This is a genomic window from Dactylosporangium sp. McL0621 (genome assembly GCF_049995355.1).
Classification (GTDB): Bacteria; Actinomycetota; Actinomycetes; order Mycobacteriales; family Micromonosporaceae; genus Dactylosporangium.
The window spans coordinates 5,049,256-5,069,456 of record NZ_CP188259.1 but is presented as its reverse complement, the minus strand read 5'-3'; the positions used below and the strand labels follow the sequence as shown (position 1 = coordinate 5,069,456).

General features: G+C 68.8%; 19 protein-coding genes and 2 pseudogenes. 9 read left to right on the top strand and 12 right to left on the bottom strand.

What is annotated here, in order from left to right; translation table 11 throughout:
• Nucleotides 1-2 precede the first annotated feature (2 nt).
• The 3 genes from ACPPVO_RS24510 to ACPPVO_RS24500 all read left to right on the top strand — a co-directional run bounded on the left by ACPPVO_RS24510 (nucleotide 3) and on the right by ACPPVO_RS24500 (nucleotide 2,857).
• Entirely contained in the window at nucleotides 3-1,034 is a 1,032-nt protein-coding gene (locus tag ACPPVO_RS24510; protein WP_426513488.1) for an ABC transporter permease, read from the top strand.
• The gene (locus tag ACPPVO_RS24505; RefSeq protein ID WP_426513487.1) at nucleotides 1,031-1,870 is read left to right on the top strand and encodes an ATP-binding cassette domain-containing protein; all 840 of its coding nucleotides are present in this window, start codon (nucleotides 1,031-1,033) and stop codon (nucleotides 1,868-1,870) included. Before ACPPVO_RS24510 ends, ACPPVO_RS24505 begins: the two co-directional genes overlap by 4 nt.
• A gap of 90 nt (nucleotides 1,871-1,960) precedes the next feature.
• Nucleotides 1,961-2,857 carry a carbohydrate kinase family protein gene (locus ACPPVO_RS24500; protein ID WP_426513486.1) on the top strand — a complete coding sequence of 299 codons (897 nt, stop codon included), beginning with the start codon at nucleotides 1,961-1,963 and terminating at the stop codon, nucleotides 2,855-2,857.
• Nucleotides 2,858-3,159: 302 nt separating this feature from the next.
• Here ACPPVO_RS24500 and ACPPVO_RS24495 read toward each other — a convergent pair whose 3' ends face one another.
• Genes ACPPVO_RS24495 through ACPPVO_RS24485 form a run of 3 tightly spaced genes read right to left on the bottom strand, consistent with a single transcriptional unit; the run spans nucleotide 3,160 to nucleotide 4,606 of the window.
• The gene (locus tag ACPPVO_RS24495) at nucleotides 3,160-3,621 is read right to left on the bottom strand and encodes a DUF6924 domain-containing protein (protein WP_426513485.1); all 462 of its coding nucleotides are present in this window, start codon (nucleotides 3,619-3,621) and stop codon (nucleotides 3,160-3,162) included.
• Entirely contained in the window at nucleotides 3,618-3,965 is a 348-nt protein-coding gene (locus ACPPVO_RS24490; protein ID WP_426513484.1) for a hypothetical protein, read from the bottom strand. The genes ACPPVO_RS24495 and ACPPVO_RS24490 overlap by 4 nt, the downstream gene beginning before the upstream one ends.
• A gap of 14 nt (nucleotides 3,966-3,979) precedes the next feature.
• Nucleotides 3,980-4,606 carry a tyrosine-type recombinase/integrase gene (locus ACPPVO_RS24485; protein WP_426513483.1) on the bottom strand — a complete coding sequence of 209 codons (627 nt, stop codon included), beginning with the start codon at nucleotides 4,604-4,606 and terminating at the stop codon, nucleotides 3,980-3,982.
• Between the two features lie 20 nt (nucleotides 4,607-4,626).
• Here ACPPVO_RS24485 and ACPPVO_RS24480 point away from each other — a divergent pair.
• The 3 genes and pseudogenes from ACPPVO_RS24480 to ACPPVO_RS24470 all read left to right on the top strand — a co-directional run.
• Nucleotides 4,627-4,960 (top strand): annotated as a pseudogene (locus ACPPVO_RS24480) (IS6 family transposase); the annotation flags it as partial.
• On the top strand, nucleotides 4,854-6,611 hold the full coding sequence (locus ACPPVO_RS24475; protein ID WP_426513482.1) for a rhomboid-like protein: 1,758 nt from the start codon (nucleotides 4,854-4,856) through the stop codon (nucleotides 6,609-6,611). The pseudogene ACPPVO_RS24480 and the gene ACPPVO_RS24475, both read left to right, overlap by 107 nt.
• Nucleotides 6,571-6,933 (top strand): annotated as a pseudogene (locus tag ACPPVO_RS24470) (STAS domain-containing protein); the annotation flags it as partial. The gene ACPPVO_RS24475 and the pseudogene ACPPVO_RS24470, both read left to right, overlap by 41 nt.
• Before the next feature lie 105 nt (nucleotides 6,934-7,038).
• Here ACPPVO_RS24470 and ACPPVO_RS24465 read toward each other — a convergent pair.
• The 3 genes from ACPPVO_RS24465 to ACPPVO_RS24455 form a co-directional block, all read right to left on the bottom strand.
• On the bottom strand, nucleotides 7,039-8,697 hold the full coding sequence (locus ACPPVO_RS24465; protein ID WP_426513481.1) for an APC family permease: 1,659 nt from the start codon (nucleotides 8,695-8,697) through the stop codon (nucleotides 7,039-7,041).
• Between the two features lie 119 nt (nucleotides 8,698-8,816).
• A complete protein-coding gene (locus ACPPVO_RS24460; protein WP_426513480.1) occupies nucleotides 8,817-11,117 on the bottom strand; it encodes a phosphatidylglycerol lysyltransferase domain-containing protein in 2,301 nt (766 codons plus the stop codon).
• Nucleotides 11,114-12,166 carry a lysylphosphatidylglycerol synthase transmembrane domain-containing protein gene (locus ACPPVO_RS24455; RefSeq protein ID WP_426513479.1) on the bottom strand — a complete coding sequence of 351 codons (1,053 nt, stop codon included), beginning with the start codon at nucleotides 12,164-12,166 and terminating at the stop codon, nucleotides 11,114-11,116. The genes ACPPVO_RS24460 and ACPPVO_RS24455 overlap by 4 nt, the downstream gene beginning before the upstream one ends.
• Before the next feature lie 697 nt (nucleotides 12,167-12,863).
• Here ACPPVO_RS24455 and ACPPVO_RS24450 point away from each other — a divergent pair.
• Complete coding sequence (locus ACPPVO_RS24450) at nucleotides 12,864-13,367, top strand: hypothetical protein (RefSeq protein ID WP_426513478.1); 504 nt, start codon at nucleotides 12,864-12,866, stop codon at nucleotides 13,365-13,367.
• Nucleotides 13,368-13,398: 31 nt separating this feature from the next.
• Here the strand turns inward: ACPPVO_RS24450 and ACPPVO_RS24445 are convergent, their stop codons facing one another.
• The 4 genes from ACPPVO_RS24445 to ACPPVO_RS24430 form a co-directional block, all read right to left on the bottom strand.
• Complete coding sequence (locus ACPPVO_RS24445) at nucleotides 13,399-13,932, bottom strand: hypothetical protein (RefSeq protein ID WP_426513477.1); 534 nt, start codon at nucleotides 13,930-13,932, stop codon at nucleotides 13,399-13,401.
• 38 nt (nucleotides 13,933-13,970) lie between these two features.
• Complete coding sequence (locus ACPPVO_RS24440; RefSeq protein WP_426513476.1) at nucleotides 13,971-14,411, bottom strand: hypothetical protein; 441 nt, start codon at nucleotides 14,409-14,411, stop codon at nucleotides 13,971-13,973.
• A 159-nt stretch (nucleotides 14,412-14,570) separates the two neighbouring features.
• A complete protein-coding gene (locus ACPPVO_RS24435) occupies nucleotides 14,571-14,909 on the bottom strand; it encodes a hypothetical protein (RefSeq protein WP_426513475.1) in 339 nt (112 codons plus the stop codon).
• 103 nt (nucleotides 14,910-15,012) lie between these two features.
• Nucleotides 15,013-15,696: a GNAT family N-acetyltransferase gene (locus tag ACPPVO_RS24430; protein ID WP_426513474.1), complete on the bottom strand. Its 684-nt coding sequence runs from the start codon at nucleotides 15,694-15,696 to the stop codon at nucleotides 15,013-15,015.
• 396 nt (nucleotides 15,697-16,092) lie between these two features.
• Here ACPPVO_RS24430 and ACPPVO_RS24425 point away from each other — a divergent pair, with 396 nt between their 5' ends.
• Nucleotides 16,093-16,851: a hypothetical protein gene (locus ACPPVO_RS24425; protein ID WP_426513473.1), complete on the top strand. Its 759-nt coding sequence runs from the start codon at nucleotides 16,093-16,095 to the stop codon at nucleotides 16,849-16,851.
• A gap of 281 nt (nucleotides 16,852-17,132) precedes the next feature.
• Here the strand turns inward: ACPPVO_RS24425 and ACPPVO_RS24420 are convergent, their stop codons facing one another.
• Complete coding sequence (locus tag ACPPVO_RS24420; RefSeq protein ID WP_426513472.1) at nucleotides 17,133-17,651, bottom strand: hypothetical protein; 519 nt, start codon at nucleotides 17,649-17,651, stop codon at nucleotides 17,133-17,135.
• 564 nt (nucleotides 17,652-18,215) lie between these two features.
• Entirely contained in the window at nucleotides 18,216-18,842 is a 627-nt protein-coding gene (locus ACPPVO_RS24415; protein ID WP_426513471.1) for a hypothetical protein, read from the bottom strand.
• Nucleotides 18,843-19,135: 293 nt separating this feature from the next.
• Here ACPPVO_RS24415 and ACPPVO_RS24410 point away from each other — a divergent pair, with 293 nt between their 5' ends.
• Nucleotides 19,136-20,032: a hypothetical protein gene (locus tag ACPPVO_RS24410; protein WP_426513470.1), complete on the top strand. Its 897-nt coding sequence runs from the start codon at nucleotides 19,136-19,138 to the stop codon at nucleotides 20,030-20,032.
• The last annotated feature ends 169 nt before the right edge of the window (nucleotides 20,033-20,201 follow it).

The window sequence follows — 20,201 nt, the reverse complement described above, 5'->3', positions numbered from 1 at the left end:
TCGTGACCACCACTGCACCACCGGCCGGCACCGCCGCCGAGCAGTTCGCCTTGCGCCGCCAGTCGCCGCTGCAGCGCATTCAGCACCTGCTGCACTCCCGCCCCGCGATCAGTCCGTTCCTCGTTCTGATCATCTCCTTCGTCGTCTTCGCCACGATCAACCCACGATTCGCCTCGCCCAACTCTCTTTCCCTGGTACTGCAACAGGTCGCCGTGATCGGGGCCCTTGCCGTCGGGCAAACCCTCGTCATTCTGACCGCCGGCATCGACCTGTCGGTCGGCGCGATCACGATCCTGTCCATGATGGTCGCGGCGAAGCTGGCCGAAGGCCACGGCGTCCCCGGCGTCGTCGCGGTGCTGATCGGCATCGGCCTCGGGCTCGCCGGAGGTGCCCTCAACGGCGCGCTGGTCACCCGCATCGGGCTGCCGCCGTTCATCGTCACGCTCGGCACCCTCAGCGTCTTCACCGCCGTCGGTCTGCTCTACACCCGAGGTCAGAGCGTCCAGGCGGCCAACCTGCCGGACCTGCTCAACTGGACCGGCGAGTCGTTCGCGGTGGGACGCTTCCACATCACCGTCGGCGTGGTCCTCGTCGCCGTCCTGTACCTCCTGGTCGGATTCGCCCTGGCGAACACCGCCTGGGGACGCCACGTCTATGCCGTCGGCGACGACAAGGAAGCCGCGAGGCTGGCCGGCATCCGGGTCGATCGGGTCCTGCTCAGCGTGTACGCCATCGCCGGAGGCATCTACGGGCTCACCGCGTGGATCCTCATCGGCCGGGCCGGCGCCGCCAGCCCCAACGCGATCACCGACGCCAACCTGGAGAGCATCACGGCGGTCGTCATCGGTGGCACCAGCCTGTTCGGCGGCCGGGGCGCCGTCCTGGGAACGCTGCTCGGCGCGCTCATCGTCGGCTTCTTCCGCAGCGGGCTGTCGTTGGCCGGCGTCGATGATCAGTACCGGGTGCTTGCCGTTGGCCTGCTGGTGCTGGTCGCCGTCGCGGTCGACCAGTGGATTCGGAAGGTGAAGGCATGACCACCACACGCGTCCCGTCCGCCGGAGGCGATGCCCCGCAGACGAAGGGACAACGGCAGCCGGTGCTGTCCGGGCGGGGCCTGGTCAAGACCTTCGGCCGGGTGGTCGGTCTCGACGGCGTCGACATCGACCTCTACCCGGGCGAGGTACTGGGCGTCATCGGCGACAACGGCGCCGGCAAGTCGACCCTCATCAAATGCCTCACCGGCGCCCTCGTACCCGACGCCGGCGAACTGTTGCTCGACGGGCGGACGGTACACTTCAAACGGCCGCAGGACGCCCGGGAAGCCGGCATTGAGACGGTGTACCAGACGCTCGCGGTCGCACCCGCCCTTGACATCGCCAGCAATCTCTACCTCGGCCGGGAACGCCGCCGCCCCGGGCCCCTCGGCTCGCTGCTGCGCATGCTCGACAAGAAGGGCATGCGCGACGACGCCGGCAAGGCCCTGTCCGATCTGGGCATCGGCACCCTGCAGAACATGGCCCAACCCGTCGAGACCCTCTCCGGTGGTCAACGACAGGCGGTCGCCGTCGCCCGCGCCGCCGCGTTCGGCAGCAAGGTGATCGTCCTGGACGAGCCCACCGCCGCCCTCGGCGTGAAGGAGTCCAACCAGGTGTTGAAGATGATCGGCGAGGTTCGCGCCCGTGGGCTGCCCGTCATCCTGATCAGCCACAACATGCCGCACATGTTCGAGGTCGCCGACCGCATCCACATCCAGCGACTCGGTCGATGCGCCGGTGTCATCACCCCAGACTCACACACGATGTCGGAGGCGGTCGCCATCATGACCGGCGCCACCACACTCGCCGAAACCCCAGGCCGCACGGCCACCTGACCCAACCGTTTCCGACCTGACTGTACGCAGGCCGCAGACCGACCAGACCCGGAAAGGCAACGCGTGATTTCGGTTGTCGGCGAAGCCCTGGTGGACCTCATCGAGCGTCCACCAGGGACACTCGTTGCGCATCCCGGCGGCAGCCCGGCCAACGTCGCGGTCGCGCTCGGCCGGCTGGGCCGGTCCACGAGCCTGTTGACCCAGGTGGGCACCGACCCCTACGGCCAACTCCTGATCGAGCACTTCCGGGACAACGGCGTGCGACTCGCCCCAGGTTCCCTGCTCGACTGCCCCCGCACCAGCGTCGCTCGCACCAGCCTGAGTCCGGACGGCCATGCCGAGTACACATTCGACATCGCCTGGCAAGCGTTCGCCCCACCAGCCGTGCGCCAGGTGGAACCGGACGCGACGTGCCTGCACATAGGCTCCATCGCCGCCATCCTCGAACCCGGCTCGCTCAGCATCGACGCCCTGATCAACACGGCCTCCCGGACCGCGACGATCACCTACGACCCAAACTGCCGACCGTCGCTGATGGGCGACCGCGCGCGAGTTCGCCGGCGGGTCGAGGGCCTCGTCACCATCAGCGACATCGTCAAGGTAAGCCTCGACGACCTAGCGTGGCTGTATCCCGGACAGCAGCACAGCGAGGTGGCCATGGCGTGGCTCGAGCGTGGCGCCCGCCTGGTGGTGGTCACTCTGGGCGCGGACGGCGCCTGGGGCTACACCCGGCACCGCGCGACGCGGGTCGACGCGGTGGCGGTCGAGGTGATCGACACCGTCGGCGCCGGCGACGCCTTCATGGCGGGCCTGCTCTACGCGTGCGGCGAAGCGAACCTGCTCGGGACAGACAAGCGGGCCGAGCTGGCCGCCATCGACGACGCCGCGCTCATCGACGTCCTGCAGTTCGCGTCCCGCATCGCCGCGGTCACCTGCGGCCGCCGGGGCGCCGATCCGCCGACGTTGGCCGAACTCGTTGCGCGTTGACCGGCATGTGCTTTCCGGCGCACCCTGCCCGGGCGCCAGTCGCAGGAACGGCTCCCGTCCGCTCAGCGCACCGGTGCGTGGCTCGACGGTAAACCGGTCGACCCATCCGCGGGGATGCCGGCCAGGTACATCGTCGTGCCGGCGGCGTCGAACGCTGGACCGTTCGCGACGGTGAGCCCGGTGACCGCGGGGACCGGCGCCGCACCCGGCTCGCCTCAGCCCGGCCGGACGATGATGCGGACAGGCTCGCAGTACGCGATGTGTCCGTACGCGCAGATCTTCGGCTGGGCGGGTCTGCAGGTCTAGTCGAAGCCGCGGAGAATTCCGTCGTCATCGACGCTGTCCGCGAATTCTTCCCAGTCCATGTTCGCTAGCGACAGGTTGTTCTGTACGGACCACATCTCGGACGGGACGACCCGAAACGTAGCACCGTACTGTGGCCCTTTGCCCTGATCTTCGATCCCCTCCACCCAGTCGTAGAGGTTCACCACGAGGATCGGCCGGTCGCGATGGGTCAGCGTCTGCGTGTCGACAATGAACGCGAACGAGTGACCCGTGTCGGCCGGCACGATCTCCAGCAGCCGTGCCGCGGTGAGTCCTTCATACGCCTTGTCGTCTACGAATTCGACGTTGGCGGTGAACTCGTCCTCGGTCTGCGGTTCGACGATGGCTACCTGAATCTGTGTCCACTCATCCTCATGGGCAAAATCAGCACGAATCACTAGAGACACATCGGAGTTCCCTCGCCACGTCATGTCGCTCATACGCGGAGGATAAGCCAACCGCCGCCGCCCGCAGTGCCGACCGCACTCTCATCGGCATTACGCAGGTAATCCTTGTCAAGGGTCTGGTGAGGTTGATCCCGGTGTGGGGCTGGCCATCGGGTCGGCGGTGGCTGGAAGAGTTGACCGTCGGTGTCGCCGCCGAGCAGGAAAGATGAACCTGGCGAGGTCGGCTTGGAGCCGGTTGACGTCGTAGCTGGGTGGCCGACGTAGCTGATCAGGGATGCGTTGAGGTGGTGGTGGTCGATGGTGAGCCAGGCGTTGAGGGACTCGAGGAGTTCGGTGAGTTCGGCTGCGTGGCGGGGGGCGAGGTTGATGCCGGTCATGCCCTTTCGGTGGGTCAGGATGCTTGGTCGTCGAGGTGGTTGAGGAGGTGGTTGAACAGGTCGGCGCGGTGGGGTTGGTGGTGTTCGGTGGCGTGGTTGCGTTGGCGGATCAGGGTGGGTCGGAACTCGATGCTGGTCTGGAAGAAGGTGCAGGTTTCGCAGATGGCTTCGAAGGCGCAGTCGAGTTCGGGTGGTCGGGTGCAGTAGCCGTTGCCGAGGAGGCGGTGGTGTTCGCGGCGCAGTCGTGCCATGTGGGGGCCGATGGTGTCGGCGGGGAGTGGTTTTCCTTGCTGGTAGAGGGATTCGACCTTTTCGGTGACGGCGAAGTATTCGTCGGCGACGGTGCGGTTGGCGATTTTGGCGTAGCGCAGGGTCATGTCCATGCTGCGATGTCCGAGCAGCGCGGCGATGGCTTCGAGACTCATGCCGCGGTTGATGGCTTGGGTGGCGAGGGTGTGCCGGAGTTGGTGGGGATGGATGTGCGGCAGGCCGGCGGCGGCGCCGGCTTTGTTGATCAGGCGGGTGACGGTGTGCCGGTCCAGTTCCCGGCCGTTCTCGCGGGGTAGCAGCAGCGGGCCGCCTCGGGGTCCTGTTGCATTGAGCGTTGGCAAGATCGTGGCAGGCTTGAGCAGCGAAGTCACCGACACGTCCTGGCCCTTGGCTGCCTCCGAAGTCGGCGTTCGCCGGGTTCCGGTTCCCGCCCGAGGTGATCGTGGTCGCGATCCGGTGGTCTCTGCGCGACAACCTGTCCTACCGCAACGTCGAGGAACTGCTCGTCGAGCGCGGTGTCGAGGTCGACCACGTCACCGTGTTCCGCTGGGTGCAGCGCTTCACGCCGCTGCGGACCGACGCCGCCCGGTTCACGCGTCACACCCTGCTGACAGGTGTATGTCGACGAGACGTACGTCAATGTCAACGGCGTGTGGCGGTACGTGTACCGCGCCATCGACCAGCACGGACAGGTTATCGACGTACTCGTCTCGATCCGCCGGGATGACCTGGACGGTCCGTCCGAGCTGCGCCAGCCCGACGACCACGTCGATAGTGGCGTTGTGCGACCACGATCGGCGCGGTGGCGAGGCGCTCGTCGAACCCGACGAGGAGCGGCGGGACCCATCGCTCGGCTTGTGCCCGCAGGACGAAGCGCTCGGACTCGGCGACGCGATCGCACGCGCGGCGGTCCGCTCACCACCGGATTGCCGGGTGCAGCCGGCCCCTGCCGCGACGAACAGGACAACGACAGCGGCGGTGACCCGCGGCCCGGGGCGGATGATCATGTCAGCCGTATACCAGGACGCACGTCATTGGACCTGCCCTCGGCGTCGGAGTTCATGGGGCACGAGTTGCGGCCGACGTCGGTGTCAGGGCATGGCCTCATCCGGCGGCAGTACACTCGACGGGGAGATCATCTTTGATGGGTGGCATCTCATGGGCGTGCGGAGCCGGTGCCGGTTGTACCGGGATCTGCCTGGCCTTGTAGCGGCCTCCTACCTGCCTGGCGGCGACCTCGCCGACGCTCTTCTCGGCGCGGAGGGCCGGTCGGCCAAGACGAAGATCTGCCTGTCGTTCCTCGCGCGGGTGCGGCTGGCCCCGCTGTACGTGCTGATCGTCATTGGCGTCGATGTCATCCTGAACCACGCCGTCAGTGCGGAGGTCCGGACTCAGATCGTCCTCGCTAACTCCACCAACGTGGTCAACCTGCAGGACCACCGGATCTGGACGTTGGTCACCAGCGCCTTCGTGCTCGACGAACGGGCTGGCGCGGGTGCGATGATCCCGCTGCTGCTGCTCCTGTCGGTGGCCGAGGTGCTGTGGGGGTGGCGGCGGCTGCTCGTGGTGTTCTTCGTGTCCAACGCGGTGACGAGCTGCCTCGTGTACGGGCTGTTGCTGACCGGCGTCCGCGGCGGCTGGTTGGGCGGCGCGATCACCATGGCCAGTGATGTGGGCACGAGCTACGGCTCGCACGCCGTCGGCGGCGCGCTCGCGCTCACCCTGCCCGTGCGTGCACGGCGGTACCTGGTGCCGTTGGCAATTGCGGTCGTGGTCGTGCCGTTACTGAACGGCGGCACCTTCACCGACGTCGGGCACCTGCTCGCGGTCCTCCTGGGCTTCCTGGCCGGTTGGCAAATGCGGCGGCGTCCGCTGGCCGGGCGTCTGCGCCGCCCGGCCCTGCTGCGCGCGGACCAGACCATGGCCTACTCGTTCGACGACGTGACGGGGGCTCGCGCAGCACTGATCACCGCGCTGCGCCAGCACCGTCCGGTGCGCCTCGACGACGCCGCGGTCGCCTGGTCCGACCAGGCGGGCGGGATACACGTGCAGGAGACCCGGGACATGGACGCGATCGACGGCACCCTCGCCGGCGGCGCCTGGGGGGTGGTGCTGGGCACGTTCGTCGGCCTCCCGATAACCGGTCTGGTCATCGGCGCGGGTGCGGTCGCGGTGGTGGCGCGCCGGCACGACGCCGGCCTCAGCGACACCACTGTCGAGCGGACGATGCAGGCCCTGCCAACGGGGCGGAGCGCACTGCTGCTTCTGACCGATCCGGCCGGCCAGCCGGCACTGACCTGCGCGCTCACCCGGACCGGTGGCACCCCGGTGCCCGATGTCGCCCAGGACGGGGTGCCGGGTAGGGAGCGGAAATGATGGCCCACCGGCTCCTTTCCGGCATCAGCACTGTCTGTGTGGCTACTACGATCTTCGTCGCGCTTGTGCGACGCTCGCGGACGCGGCGCTCTCGTTCGAGGTGCAGCGCCGAGGCGCCGGGCAGGTCATGCTGACGCTGTCCGGTGAACTCGACCAGGACACCGCCAGTTCCTTCCACCAGGCGCTGGCAACGGCACTGACTGCGCTGCCCTGCGACCTGTTGCTCGACTTGAGCATGGTCACCGCGATCGGTGCCGGTGGCATCGGCATGCTCCTGGCCGTGCGCCGAGCCGCCGATCTCCTGCGCTACCGGGTGGCCTTGCACGCGGCCAGCGCCACCGTCCGCCGCCAGATGCACGCCCGTGGGCTGGCCAACGACCTCACCCGTCTCCCAGCAACAGTCCTAACCAGCGGCGGGACCCGATCGTCACGGTGCGTCACGCTCCAGCGGGGCGGCGAGTTCGGGCCGTTCCCGGTCGACCGCGGCACGTACCCGTTCGCTGTCCACGGCCACGCTGACGGCGTAGGCGAAGATCACGAGGCTGAAGGCGATCACCACGAGCAGGTCGATCCAGCCGGGCAACCACAGGCGTGCGCCGCGCCCGTACCGGCCGAGGAACCCGATGAGGGTGAGCCCGATGAGCCAGGGCCAGATCCACGACGACGCACGCCAGTCGATGGCGGGCCGTGCCCGGTCGGGGGTGTGCGCCACGGTGATCGCGAAGACTGCCAGCCCTGCGCCGATCGCCAGCAGGAGCTTCCAGGTCGCCTCGAAGCCGCCCCAGTAGATCACCAGGTTCGCCGCGACGAAGGCCGCGGGTGCGGCGACCCCGGCGGCGGGCACCCGGTAGGGGCGGTGGTGCTGGGGATCACGTCGGCGCAGCGCGGTCAGCGACACCGGCGCGAACGCGTACATGATCGCGGTCGCCGACGTGACGAGCCCGACGAGCGACTGCCAGCTGGGGTACGGCAGGAAGGCCAGCTCTCCTGCGGCGAACGCCAGCGCGATCGAGTACAGCGGCACGCCGCGGCGGCTGACGTAGCTCAGCGCCGGCGGCAGGGTGCCCTGCCGGGCCAGCGCGTAGGAGAGCCGAGCCGAGGCGCCGACATAGACCAGTCCCGTCCCCGCGGGTGAGACGAACGCGTCGGCGTACAGCAGCACGGCCAGCCAGCCGGCGCCCGCCGCGGCGGCGATGGTCGCGTACGGGCCGAAGTCCCCGGCGCCCACCGGATGCGTCCACCCATCGGCGAGGTTGCGCGGGTCCAGGCCGCCGATGAAGACGATCTGCAGCAGGATGTACAGCACTGTTCCGATCAGCATGGCCAGGATCACGGCGCGGGACAGGTCGCGTTGCGGGTTGCGCGCCTCCCCGCCCAGCTGGATCGCCTGTTCGAAGCCCTGCAGGGAGAAGACGACACCGGCGGGCAGCGCGGCGAAGATGCCGTGGGCACCGTACGGGCTGAATCCGCCGCCTGCGGTGAAGTTGGACGGATGGAAGGTCAGCGCGGCCACGACGATGACGGTGAGCACCGGTACCGCGACCTTCCAGAGCACGACGGTGGCGTTGCTCCTGGTGAGCCGCCGCACCCCCAGCACGTTGATCACGGTGAACAGCAACATGAGCACGGTGGCGAAGCCCAGCCCGGCCGGTGACAGCGTGCCGTCGGCGTGCAGGAGGCCGAGGTGGCTACGCACCCATGCGATGTTGTTGAGGTACTGCAGGCTTGCCTCCACCTCGATCGGCGCGATCGTCACGGCCTGCAGCCAGGCGGCCCAGCCCGCGGTGAGTCCTGCGAGCGCGCCGAACGCGAACCCGGGGAACCGCGCGGTGCCGCCGGCGACCGGGTAGGAGGTGCCGAGCTCCGCGTGGACCAGGGCAAGCAGCGCGAGCATCCCACCGGCCAGCAGCCAGGAGATCAGCGACGCGGGCCCGGCGGCCTGCGCCGCGGTCAGCGCGCCGAGCAGCCAGCCGGAGCCGATGATCGAGCCCAGCGACACGAAGGTCAGGCCCCACAGCCCCACTTCGCGCCGCAGGGAGCCGGAGCCTGCGGGCATCCGGCCGGCCGTGCCGCCCGTATCCTGCACGGCACACCTCACCAGGTCGGCGGCGTGCTGACACCGCGTCAGCAGAGGGCGTCAGCCGGCCCGTTCCGGGCCAGATACCGCGGTTCCATCCACCCGAAACCCAGGCCTGGCGGGAACTTCTACGGTGATCGCCCGATCCACCGGCGGGCGGCCGCGACCGCGCGTCCGGCCCGCGCCCGGCGCCATACCGGCAGAAGGGCACAGGCGCCGAACGTGACGAGCGCCGCGACCAGGTGCTGGACGTCGAAGAGCCGGCGGTGGGTCGCCACCGCAACGCCCAGCGTCGCGAGGACTCCGGCGACGGCGAGCAGCCGTGCCCTGCCGGTGAGGCTCCAGGCCACCGCGGCGGCCAGTGCCCAACTGCCGGCCGAGGAGCCGGCGTCGCGTTCGGCGATGAGCCGCGCCGCGCCGGTGGACCCGGCGGCAGCCGCCAGCCGCAGGGCGAGCAGGACCGACAGCGTCGCGACGGCGTCCGCGGCGAAGAAGATCAGCACGGTCCGGCGGGAGCCGAGGCGCCACTCGGCCAGCGGCAGGAACGCGAGCAGCAGCCACACCACCGACCAGACCCAGCCGGGTTCGGTCTGGATGAGCGGGGCCGACACCAGGCGCCACAGCTGGCCGCCCTGCAGATCGCGCCAGGCGAGGCCGAAGTGGCGGATCAGTTGCCCGTGGGTGTCCGGGTCGAGCGCGGTCGCCGTCATGATCCACGCTTGGAGCACGAGGAACGCCGTGGTCACCGGCATGCGCCGCAGCAGCCGCGTCAGCCGGCCGATCGGCGAGCGGGGGTCGGGCAGCTCTCCGGCGCGCACGAGTGCTGCGGCGCTGACGAGCAGCCGCGCGTCGGAGCGGTAGGCGAGGTACCGCGGCTCCCACCGTGGATGCCACTTGGCCTTGAACGCGCGCAGACCGGCGAAGTTGAACGCCGCGCCGGCGTACGTATAGATCAGCTGGAGGACCCGGTCGGGCAGCGACGGATTGGAACCCGCGCCGGACAGCGGCGCCAGCCCCAGGTTCATGCCCGCGTACCCGGCCGCCCGGAACCGCTCGATGAGCGCCACGAACAGCTGCTCGACGACCCCGTTGACCGCATCGGGCCGGCGGCGCATCAGGTCGAAGGTGGCATCGCGTGACCGGTAGGTGGGCACGATGTTCGCGAACGCCTGGATGCGCCCGCCGGCGTCGAGCACCGCCACGATCGAGGTCGTCCGGAGATACTCGCGGTCGAAACGCCCGAGCGTGAAGGTCCGTTCGCGGTGACCGCCGGAGGCCAGCCAGGCGTCGGACACCTGGCGCAGTTCGGCCAGCGTCGCGTCATCGACCGGGTACGGCAGGTCGACCACGTGATACCCGGCACGTTCGCAGCGACGCACCGACGACCGGATCCCCTTGTACTCCGGGCGCCGCAGGTCGAACGTCGCCAGGTCGACGATCGCCTCCTCGCCGATCTTGAGGGTCTTCCAGCCAGTGGCGGCCAGTACAGGCAGGCCCTCGCCGGTCACCTGATGGAACACCGGGTTCCAGCCGTTGAGCGTGCACAGCTCGGCGAAGTCGCGAGCCGCCGACAGCACCGAGTCGCTGTGGCCGACCGGCTCGCCCAGCGCCACCGCCGTGGTGCCGACCACCTTGTAGCCGACGAACGCCCGGCCGTCGGCGGTGAACACCCACGCCTTGTCGTCGAGCAGGTGGAAGTGGGCGAGCGCGGTGCCGGCGTAGCGGTCCAGCAGCTGCCGCACCCGCCTGCGCTCCCGGTCGTGCCCGGGCCGGCCGATCACTGTCGCAACCAGCCAGGTCAGCCCCAGCACCGCCACGCTCAGGGCCGCCGTGCGCGCCGACTCCATGAACCATCGCCCGTGTCCGGTGACCGGTTCGACGCTCACCGGCAGGAGGAACAGCAGCCGCAGCGCGTCGACGATCGCCGACCCGACCGTCTCGCGGTCACGGAAGTCGGGGTTCAGCCGGGACAGGCCGAGCACCGCGTACGCGAACACCGCGATCTCGCCGACCACCAGGACCGCCAGCCCACGGCGCAGGAGCGCGGGATCGGACCGGGCGACGAAGGCCTCCCGGCAGATCAGCAACAGCAGCAGCAGGCCGGCGGTGGTCATCAGCCGTGGCCACTGCCCCGGCCCGGCGTGGTGGCCGGGCAGCGACACCGCCGCGGCGAGCAGCGCGACCCACCACGCCGCCCGCTTGCCGCGCAGCAGCGCCCACACCACCAGCAGCAGGCAGACCCCGGAGGCCAGCAGGAGGTAGCGCGCACCGAACAGCGCGGCGACCGGGTACGACACCGGGCGGTGCGGCACGGCTGCGGGGGGTACCACCACGGCCGCCGACATCAGGTCGATGAGCGCGAGCAGCAGTGCGGCCGCGGCGCACCCGCGGCGCGCCCACCGGCCAGCGAGGCTCAACGCGTCGTTCACCCGAACGCCTCATCCGCGGAGAGTCCCGACCCGCCCGACCCGCCCGACCCGCCCGCCCGGTCCGCGGGTCCCGGCCGGCGCCGGTTCAGCCACCACACCGCCACCGCGCCGACGGCCAGGGGCAGCCAGAACTCCCACAGCCGGAATACGACGGCCGCCGCGGCGGCGACCCCGACCGGCACACCGAACGAGACCATCACGGCCGCCGAGCCGACCTCGACGAAACCGAGCCCGCCGGGCAGGAACCCGACCATGCCGAACACCGCGGAGATCGCATACGCGACCAGCGCCACGAGCGGCCGGTTGCCGCCGCCGACCGCGGCCAGCGCGGTCCACAGCATCGCCACCCCGAGTGCGTCAACGCCGAGGGCGAACCCGAACGGCGGCAGCCCGGTCGACGGCCGGGCCCGCAGCACCGTTACCGCGTCGTAGACCTCGTTCGGCTTCGCAGGGTCACACCCCGTGGCCGGACGCCGCAGCAGCCGGTCACGCCAGCGGGCGGGGACGCCCCACATCCGGACGAACGCCTCCCGGCTGCGGATCACCGCCAGCAGCAGACCGGCGCGCGCGACCAGGAACGCCAGGAAGACCGTCACGGCGGCGGCTTCGGTACGGGTGAGCCGCGCCGACGCCCACACCACCGAAATCCCGGCCACCAGCGTCACGAAGAACGCCCCCTCCGCCAGGACGGCGCCGAGCACGTACGCGCTGCCGACCCGGCTGGGTGCCAGCCGCCGCCGGTGCCCGTCGTCCAGGAACAGCGCGAGCCCGGCCAGCCCGCCGGACTTCACCACCAGGTTGGCCGCGACGGCACCCACCACCACCGGAACCAGCCACCGGAACTCCCGGTAGCCGCCCGCCCGGGTGATCCGGCGGCACGACAGGTACAGCAGAGCCCAGGCCGACCACCAGATGGTCAGCGTCAACAGCCCACCCGCCAGCCACCTCGGGTCGGCGCCACGCAGAGCCCGGACCGCTGCTGGCAGGTCCGCTCGGTTGACCCAGACGACAAGGAGCAGGGCGACGACCGTCGCCCCGGCCACCAACATACGAGCCCACCGGCGCCGCACCGGTCTCCCCTTCCCCCACACCGCGTCGACGGTTCAGCCGCGGGAACACGGTCTCCACCAGCGGCAGGCGGTACAGCAACCGGCGGGATCCGCGGCAGGTCGGCGAGGAAGAACATGGTCAGGACGAGCACGGTCAGGCTCGACGCGGTCGCGCCGAGCACCCTCCGTCCGGGACCCAGGAGCCCGCCGAACAGGACGCCGCCGGACCCAACACCAGACAGCTGACGGCAACTCCCGCCCCAGCGACGTGTCGGCGACGGTCAGATCCTCAGCGAGTGGCCGGGGCGAAGGGCATCCCTCCAACGCTCGTGCTCCCCCGGCACGGCAGTCTCCCCACTGCCCTGCGGCAGCCGCCGCAAACACGGCTTGACCTGACCGCCGCACACGGCGCACCTGCAAAGGCGTACTTCGTGGACGTCGTAGCCCTCCGCGCCCTCCGCCATCGCATACGCCGCGAGATCATCGATGCTCTCGCCCACCGGCCACCCGTGCGAACGTTTGGTCAGCTGCGCGCTCCATGCAGCCGCCTTGATCGGCTGCGCACATCTGCCGCTGGGCGCGCGTCACTCGTCGTGCCGGTGCCCGACTCGCGGCGAAGCGGTCGTCACTCATCTAGACGTACGTGATCTTGCTGGTCGCACATCTTCAGCTTGACCGATGTAACTACTGTTCAGCCGTGCATCCCGTGGTGGCTACCGCGACCGAGATCATGCAAGGTTGGGGCTCAGTCCTGAGCACGTTGTTCTCGGCTTTCGCCACTCTTATCACCCTGCTGCTTTACCGGCACGAAGTGCGGTCTCACCGCCTTGAGCGCAGAGATGCGGAAGCGGCGCAGGCCCGGATGATCGTCCTACAAGTGGAGTCGGAGCTCGTCGAGCAAGGGCAGATGACCGTCCTCAAAGGCAGCTGCGTGAACTTCAGCAGCATGCCGATCACTGACGTATGCCTGACAGCCCTCCGAACAGGCGAAGCCCTGAGTACGACCCAACCCCGCCGACGAGCGATGATCGGCCCGTCTGAGCACTGGCACGAGATTTGGAATGTGGGTGACGTTGCCTGGCGTCCCACTGAAACGCTGCTCGAGTTGGTGAACGCACAACTCCGCTTGGAGTTCGTCGATGCGGCCGGCCGTCGGTGGTTGCGAGTCGGCAACGACCATCCCCAAAGGATCTTCTCGTAGCATCCGCACATGCCGCTGTCCGGGTGCGCATTCAGGCGCCGGCGCCGTCGGTGGTAGGTGGTGCCGGGCGGGTGACTGCTGCGGTCGGTCGCGACAGCCCCAACTCGGCGAGGTGTGCCTGAAGTTCGGATTCTTGCGCGGTGCTCAACGGTGCCCGGGGTAGATCGAACATGACCGGATCGGCCTGCCAGAACAGGTACGCCTCCGGCCGTTGCTCGACGCGCTGAACCCGTGCCCATTTCCACCGCTGCGAGCTGAGATGTGTGTGGGATTCGAGTGCGTCCTCGGTAATTACCCAGGTGCGGGGACCGTGCCACTGCGCCGGGACGGTGACGGCATCGACGAACCGGTGACGCGCCCTGAGTGCCAGCAGGATCGCCACGACGAGTGCGACGACCCCGAGGGCGGCGAGGCGAGGGTCTGCGTCGCTGGATGCCGTGAATGCACCGCCGACGGCCAGCGTCGCCGCCAGCAGCAGCGTCGAACCAACTCCACGCCACGCGCCGGCCCGGAGCTGCGCTCGGAAGTACTCCCGGCTACGGCTGTGGGTGAACTCGATCCGCACGCGGCGATGGTATGGCATCCGCAAGATCGCGTGCGCGTTCACGCCGCCGTTGGTGCACATGGCAGGCGAGTGCGCGTCACCGACGGTGAGCCGCGAGGCGGGGCCGCGCCTTCGTGTCGTGCCGATGACGAGCGTTTCAGTCGATGTCCACGAAGTCTCTCCGCGCGATCCGAGCGACTGCCGTTTCGATCGCTACCTTTGTCACTGCAGGTACCACCACGACGCAAGTCTCGGCGAAAGTAGCCGGAACGGTCCACGGCGCTCTGAACCTCCTGGGCGAACCGGATCGGATCGTAGAAGGTGATCGTCTTCTGCATGCCGGCCCAGCGGAGCGTCGCCTCGATCCAACCTTTGGCCTCGGTGATAGACCAGTCGCCGTCGTCCATCACAGCCGGGTAGACGATCTGGATCGGGGGATCATGGTCATGGCTTGCCGCAGCAACCGCCTCCGGGTCATCGTCTGGTCGGTTCTCATACACGGTGCCCAGTCTGCCTGTGCATGCGCGGATCTGCCGCGATCCGCGCGCTTCAGACCGTGATGGCCCAGCTGGCGGCTCGGCGCGCGGATCTGCCGAAAGTCGCGCGTTTGTCTTCATAACGGCCACCTACCCGCTGGCGTGCACCGCACGTCTACGACATCAGGCCAGGTCTGCCGGTCTGCCGCAGTACGAGATCTCGTGGCCTAGGTCCATCTCCTCAGCGATGTGGGTGCGCCAGTGGTCCTGGTCATCAGGTAAGGGCTGCCGAGCGAACGACAGCAGGGATTCATAGAAGTACGGCGTGTCGGCCGCTTCGCGTAGCGTCGCGCAGATCCGGGCCTCGACCGGTTGCCCGCCGAGGGAAAACTGCCGGGCGTGACGCAACACCAGCGCACAAACCGGCCCTGGATCCACCGGGTCCTGGATCCGGCCCCACGTGAGGAAGTAGCGCTCGCCACCATCGGCAAGCGTCACCTTGACCGCGATTACATCGTCCACGAAGGGCAGCATGCCTTCAGTGCGCCGTTGTCGTCGGACGTTGGATTGCGCGCTTGCTTGGGCGACGACGCGAGCGTGGGTCGGCCGAGGCTATCTGTGCCGTTCAGGACGGGTACGTGTTGCCGGGCGTCGTTGCGATCAGTACGGCGGCCACCGGCCGCCAGCCGAGCGTCATGTACAGACGTTGACCGTCCTCGCTGGCGATGAGAATGCCGTGTTCGACGCCTTCTTCGAGCGCGGAACGGGCTAGTACACCCATGACCGCGCTGGCTAGGCCCTTGCGGCGATGAGCCGGCATGGTTTCGATTCGGTCTGCGACCGCATCCGTACCGGCCAGTCCCATTGTCCCGCGCGCACCGACCTCTCCCGACTCGTGCCGTACCATGGCCGTGACCACGCTGTCGCCTCGGCGCGACTCGACCTGGGTCAGGATCCGGTACGGTGCCACGGGCATGTTCTGCGGATGCCCGCGAAGATCGGCTGTCATCAGCAGTTCCGAGTGCTTAAGCACGATCAGGCCGGCGGCCGCCAGAGCCGAGGCCGCCCTCGCCGGGTCGGTAGTGGGCACGGTCAGCCATGTGACGGCGTCCTCGCCAGCGACCAGCTCAGCCAGCGTGGTGAGCGACTCGAGGTCCTCGCCGACATCGAGCGCGACATACTCGATGTCGCGGCCGGGCTGCATGCACCGGACCCGCAACGCGCCGCCTACGTCTTCGGCGACGGGCAGCGCGCGAGCCACCCCCCAGCCGCGCTGCCAGCGGACGATGAGATCTCGCAGGTTGCTCACCCACCGAGTAGATCACTTGCACGTGAGCGACCCGCACGCCCTGGGACGCAATGCGCCCGAGATCACGTGCGCGGATCTGCCGCTGCGGTCGCGCTACTGCTGTTCATGGCGGCGCCCGCCATGCCGCTGGCCGCGCCACGGAGTGCCGATCGACGATTAACCACTCGACATACCCGTTCATGGCGATGCACGCTGCTCGCCGTGTGCTGGGCCTGGTTGTCCTTGCCGCCGGGCCGGCGCGAACGGCAGGCGTCGAATCGCTGTTCGCCGGTAAGCCGGTGCTTGCGTGCGTGCGTGGGTCGAGGTGGGGAGGGGTGAGGGTTGGCCGGCCTGAGTATCGTCGTGTGCCTTCCGCCGGATGCGGCGGCGGACGTCGTCGCGGCGCTCGACAGGGTGATGGCGCCGTTCGAGGCGTACCGGGACTTCGCCTCGGAGCGGGACCAATGGGAACGGTGGTCCATCCAGGGCGGCTCCGACGGCTTCGGGTTCCGGGCCCTACCGGGTATGCAGGACGATCCGCGCCTCATCCACGATCAGCCCCACGGGGAGCAGGGACCCCGGCCGAGCCTGGCCGGTATGTGTGCGGGCGGCCCGAGAGGACTGCTCGACCTGGCCGGCCCTGTCACCGAAGCGAAGATCGCGGCCGGGCGGCTCTGGGACCTGTTCCACCAGCTCCGCGACCTAATGCCGGCCGTCCTGCCGCTGGAACACTTCAGGACGCTGCCGGAAAACCATGTTCGGTACATGCCCGTCGGCGCAGACCCCGAGGACTACCCTCTGGTGCCAAACAGCAACTTGACGCCCGCGCTGGAGCAGTACCGAGCACAACCACTGATCCAACGACTCCGCGCCACACCCTTCTTCACCGCGGGCGTGGTCCGCGAACTGCCGGACATGCTGCCGTGGTTCGCACTGACCCGCGAGGAGTACGTGGCCCAGCAGGCCGAGGACGCACTGCGCAGGTCCGAACTGCTCACCCTCGACGGCTGGTGGATCGAGCGGGACCACCTACCCGTACACGGCGCCTGCGAAAGCCTCGACACGTGTCCGCACCGCACCGACCGCAGCGAACCATGGACGCGAGCGGAGAAGGCCGCCTACTTGGAGCACCTGCCCGACGACGTCATCATCGTCCGGCTGCACTGCAAGGTCTGAACAGCATCGACGGCGATCATGACACACGCTCATGCCGCTGGTGTTGCGCGGCGGCAGGACACCGCTGGTAACAGCGAGTGACAGGCTCGGCGGCGGCCGCGGCTTCCTGTCCTGCCAATGAGCGCTCACCTGATCATGCAGAGATATAGGGGCGCCGTTGTCCGTTGCCCTGGCCACGCCTGATACTCGGCCGTGGACGACTCGCCGCCGGGCGGAGATAGCGGAGGAAAGCCTCTTTCTACCAATTGGCATCTCAGGCGTCGGGAAGTCCGGGGAAGTTCTCAGTTCTGGTAGGTCCGGCGATGCCACCAGGGCAGTGGTTCACCATTCCACCTTGCCTTGGGACTGGAATCGGGCAAGGTACGGCGTCGAAAGTCGTGGTCGAGGCGAGTCAGCAACCGGCGCATTTCGGCGCGTGCCGGTGATGGCAGGAGGCGGGTGACGGCCTCCAGTGCGTCTCTCACCAGCGCCGCGTCGACGTACTGGCAGCCGGGGCAGGAGGGGCACTCCGAGGCTTCAAGCCGCAGCTTTCGGCCGGGTTGGCCTAGGAAGTCCCGGTACTTGCGAAGAAAAGCCGCGGTACGTCCGGGACGGGCGTGTTCGTGGAACGGGTCGGGGTCGTAGAACGCCCAGTCCTGCGCGCCCCGGTCGAGGTGGCCACTGTGCTCGACCGCGCGGACGACGGCGGTCGTGGCGGGAGACAGCCGGTCGATAGGGCCGCCTTCATGCGCCCACTGGCGGATAGCGTGACCGGCAGCCCGGTGTGCGGCGCGGATCGCGCCCGGCCGCTTACGCGGCATGGTCCTTTCGGTCGAACGTCATGTCGCAATGCTTGCATCACGGTGACGGTCGTGCAACGTGTTCGCCTTCGGCTGCCCGCGGCGGCACTCTGATCGCGATCGAGCCTTGACCGCGGGCACGCGCCTACGGCTTCACCGGGTTACAACACTCGGCGATGGAACCGACGACATCAAGGTCAAGGGTCAACATGAGTACTCCGGCGACCCCGTCTTCGTCTGGGAAGCATCTGGGTGCCTGAGCGCGCGCTGACTGCCAGAACGCGAAGAAGGAACCGATCGCAAGTCCGTGTGTGAGCACTCCCGCGATGAGCCGCCGAGGATGGAACCGGTGGACATGCGGGCAGTGCCGGCTGGCTTGCCGCCGGCCTGCTCGGACGTTCGACTGCGCACCGGAAGGTTGTAGCAGGTTCGAGAGCTGTCGAGATGCTCACCGCAGCACATCGCGACTCCACCTCGACCGAAAACTGGCCATGATCTGGGAATCCGCAACTCCCGCGATCCGCGCCGTGAGGCGGTCGGGTGTTGCGTGATGCGTCGTCGTCAGCGGCTGACAATCTGCGCTCGCTACAACGCCGGTAGGCGGTCGTCGACGATCGGGCCATGACCGGTCTCCAGGAAGCGGATGTAGCAGCGTAGATCGTCGGCGAGTCCACTGTCGAGGTAGGTCAGGTAATCGGTGAGGCCGGCCCCGACGTGCTCGTCGGATGGAAGTCCCTCGCTGCCCCACTCCTGCTGTTTGCGGACGATCCACTCGCGCAGGCGGCTGCGGTCGTGCCACCATGCACGCACCAGGTCGGGCGTCCAATGTGCGTCACCGTCGCATGCCCAACCGGCCCAAGGGTCGTGGCGCATGCCGGCGAGCACGTCGCGCAACTCGGTTACTGTGCGCGGCTGCCGGTACAGAAACTCCGACTCGTACTCGGTGTCGTCGCCGTACAGGATGTGCCTGGGCGCCGTCTGTCGGCCGACCCAGCAGTCGTCCGTCATCGCCCCATAGAACGGGCCGGGCACGTTGCGCCAGTTCCGCTCCTCCCACTTGCCGCGGAACACATGTTCCAGTCTGGGCCGCAGATCATGCGCCGGCAGCGAGGCAAACACGGCATCGATGTGCGGGAACCGGATTCCAGTACGCCGGACCGCCGGGTGGATCTTGCATCCGTCGATCGTAGCGGCAATCGGACGCCGTTCCACACCTCAACGTCGACCTGACCCGCCGTCGGACCGCCGGCAACTACATGATCGCGCTTCCGCTCATTGCGAGTCGGATCGCTACACAGCGTCACCGCACACACGGGGCCGGTTCCGCGCTCATGTCGATAAGGTGACATGCATTGGCCTCGGTAGCTGTGGGTCGTAGGACTATCGAGTTCGCCCGTGTAGGTCGGTGCCGGATGTTGACGCGGCTCGGCAGGCCCCGTCGAAGATGAGCTCGTGCCGCCCGATGAGATCAGGTCGCCGGGGGTCCTGAGCTCGACAGACACGTGGTGAACCTGGTGATGTCAGGGTTTGCTGCGATGCTTAGGTCGGCCCGTTCCTGGTTGTTCGCGCCGGTTTCACGCTCAGTACGGGGTCGAGGACGAACTGTCGGTGGTTTCCCGATGGTGGCGGGACACGCACCTCTGCCGCCCGGGACGCCGGGCCGCCGATGGTTGGGGTGTCCGACCGAGCATCGAAAACAGGAGTACACCGTGGACATCCGTACCGTTTCCCGGACCGCAGCCGTGGTCACGCTCTCGATCAGCGGCGTGGCGGCCGCCATCCCGCTGGTCGTCACTCAGAACGACGAGGCGCCGGCCGCGGACCAGTTCCGCGACTACGTCGCGCACTCGGGGGTAGCCACCGCGTCGAATGTGATGCTTCTGGCGTTGATCTGCCTGGTACCCGCGATGATCTACGCCGCGCGGCTGGCCCGCCGGGGCGCGCCGAAACTCGCCTTCCTCGGCGGTGGACTGTCCGCGCTGGCCTGGCTGGCCGGGTTGATCAGTCTCGGCGGTGTGCAACTCGCGCTGTACGAAGGCTCGAAGCTGCCCGACCGGGCGGGTGCCGCGGCGCTCGTCGACGCGATCATGACCGATCCCATCTTCAACGTCCTGGTGCTCACCTTCGTCCTGGGCCACATCGTCGGCATGACCATCCTGGGCATCGCGTTGTGGCGGTCGCATGCCGCCGCGTGGTGGGTCGGCGCGCTCTACATCCTGTACGTCGTCCTGCACACGGTCGGCCACGCGGTCAGCCCGGCCGTCGACTACGCCTCCGGGGTTGTGATCGGCATCGGTTCGCTGGCCGTGGCGTACCGGATCGCCCGTACCCCGAACGACGCGTGGGACCTGCCGACCGGCGCCGCCGCCCCAGCGCCGCAGCCGGTCGCCGTCAGCGCATGAACACTATCGGCAACGCTCGTGACCAGGCCGACCGTGGCCTGGTCGCGGGCGCTTCCCAGCCGGCGGGCCGCAACGCACAATCATCGGTGATGACCCCGAATCGACGCCCCGTCAGCGTGGCCGCCATCACCGTGGCCGTGCTGTTCACCGTGCTGGGACTCGCCCTCAT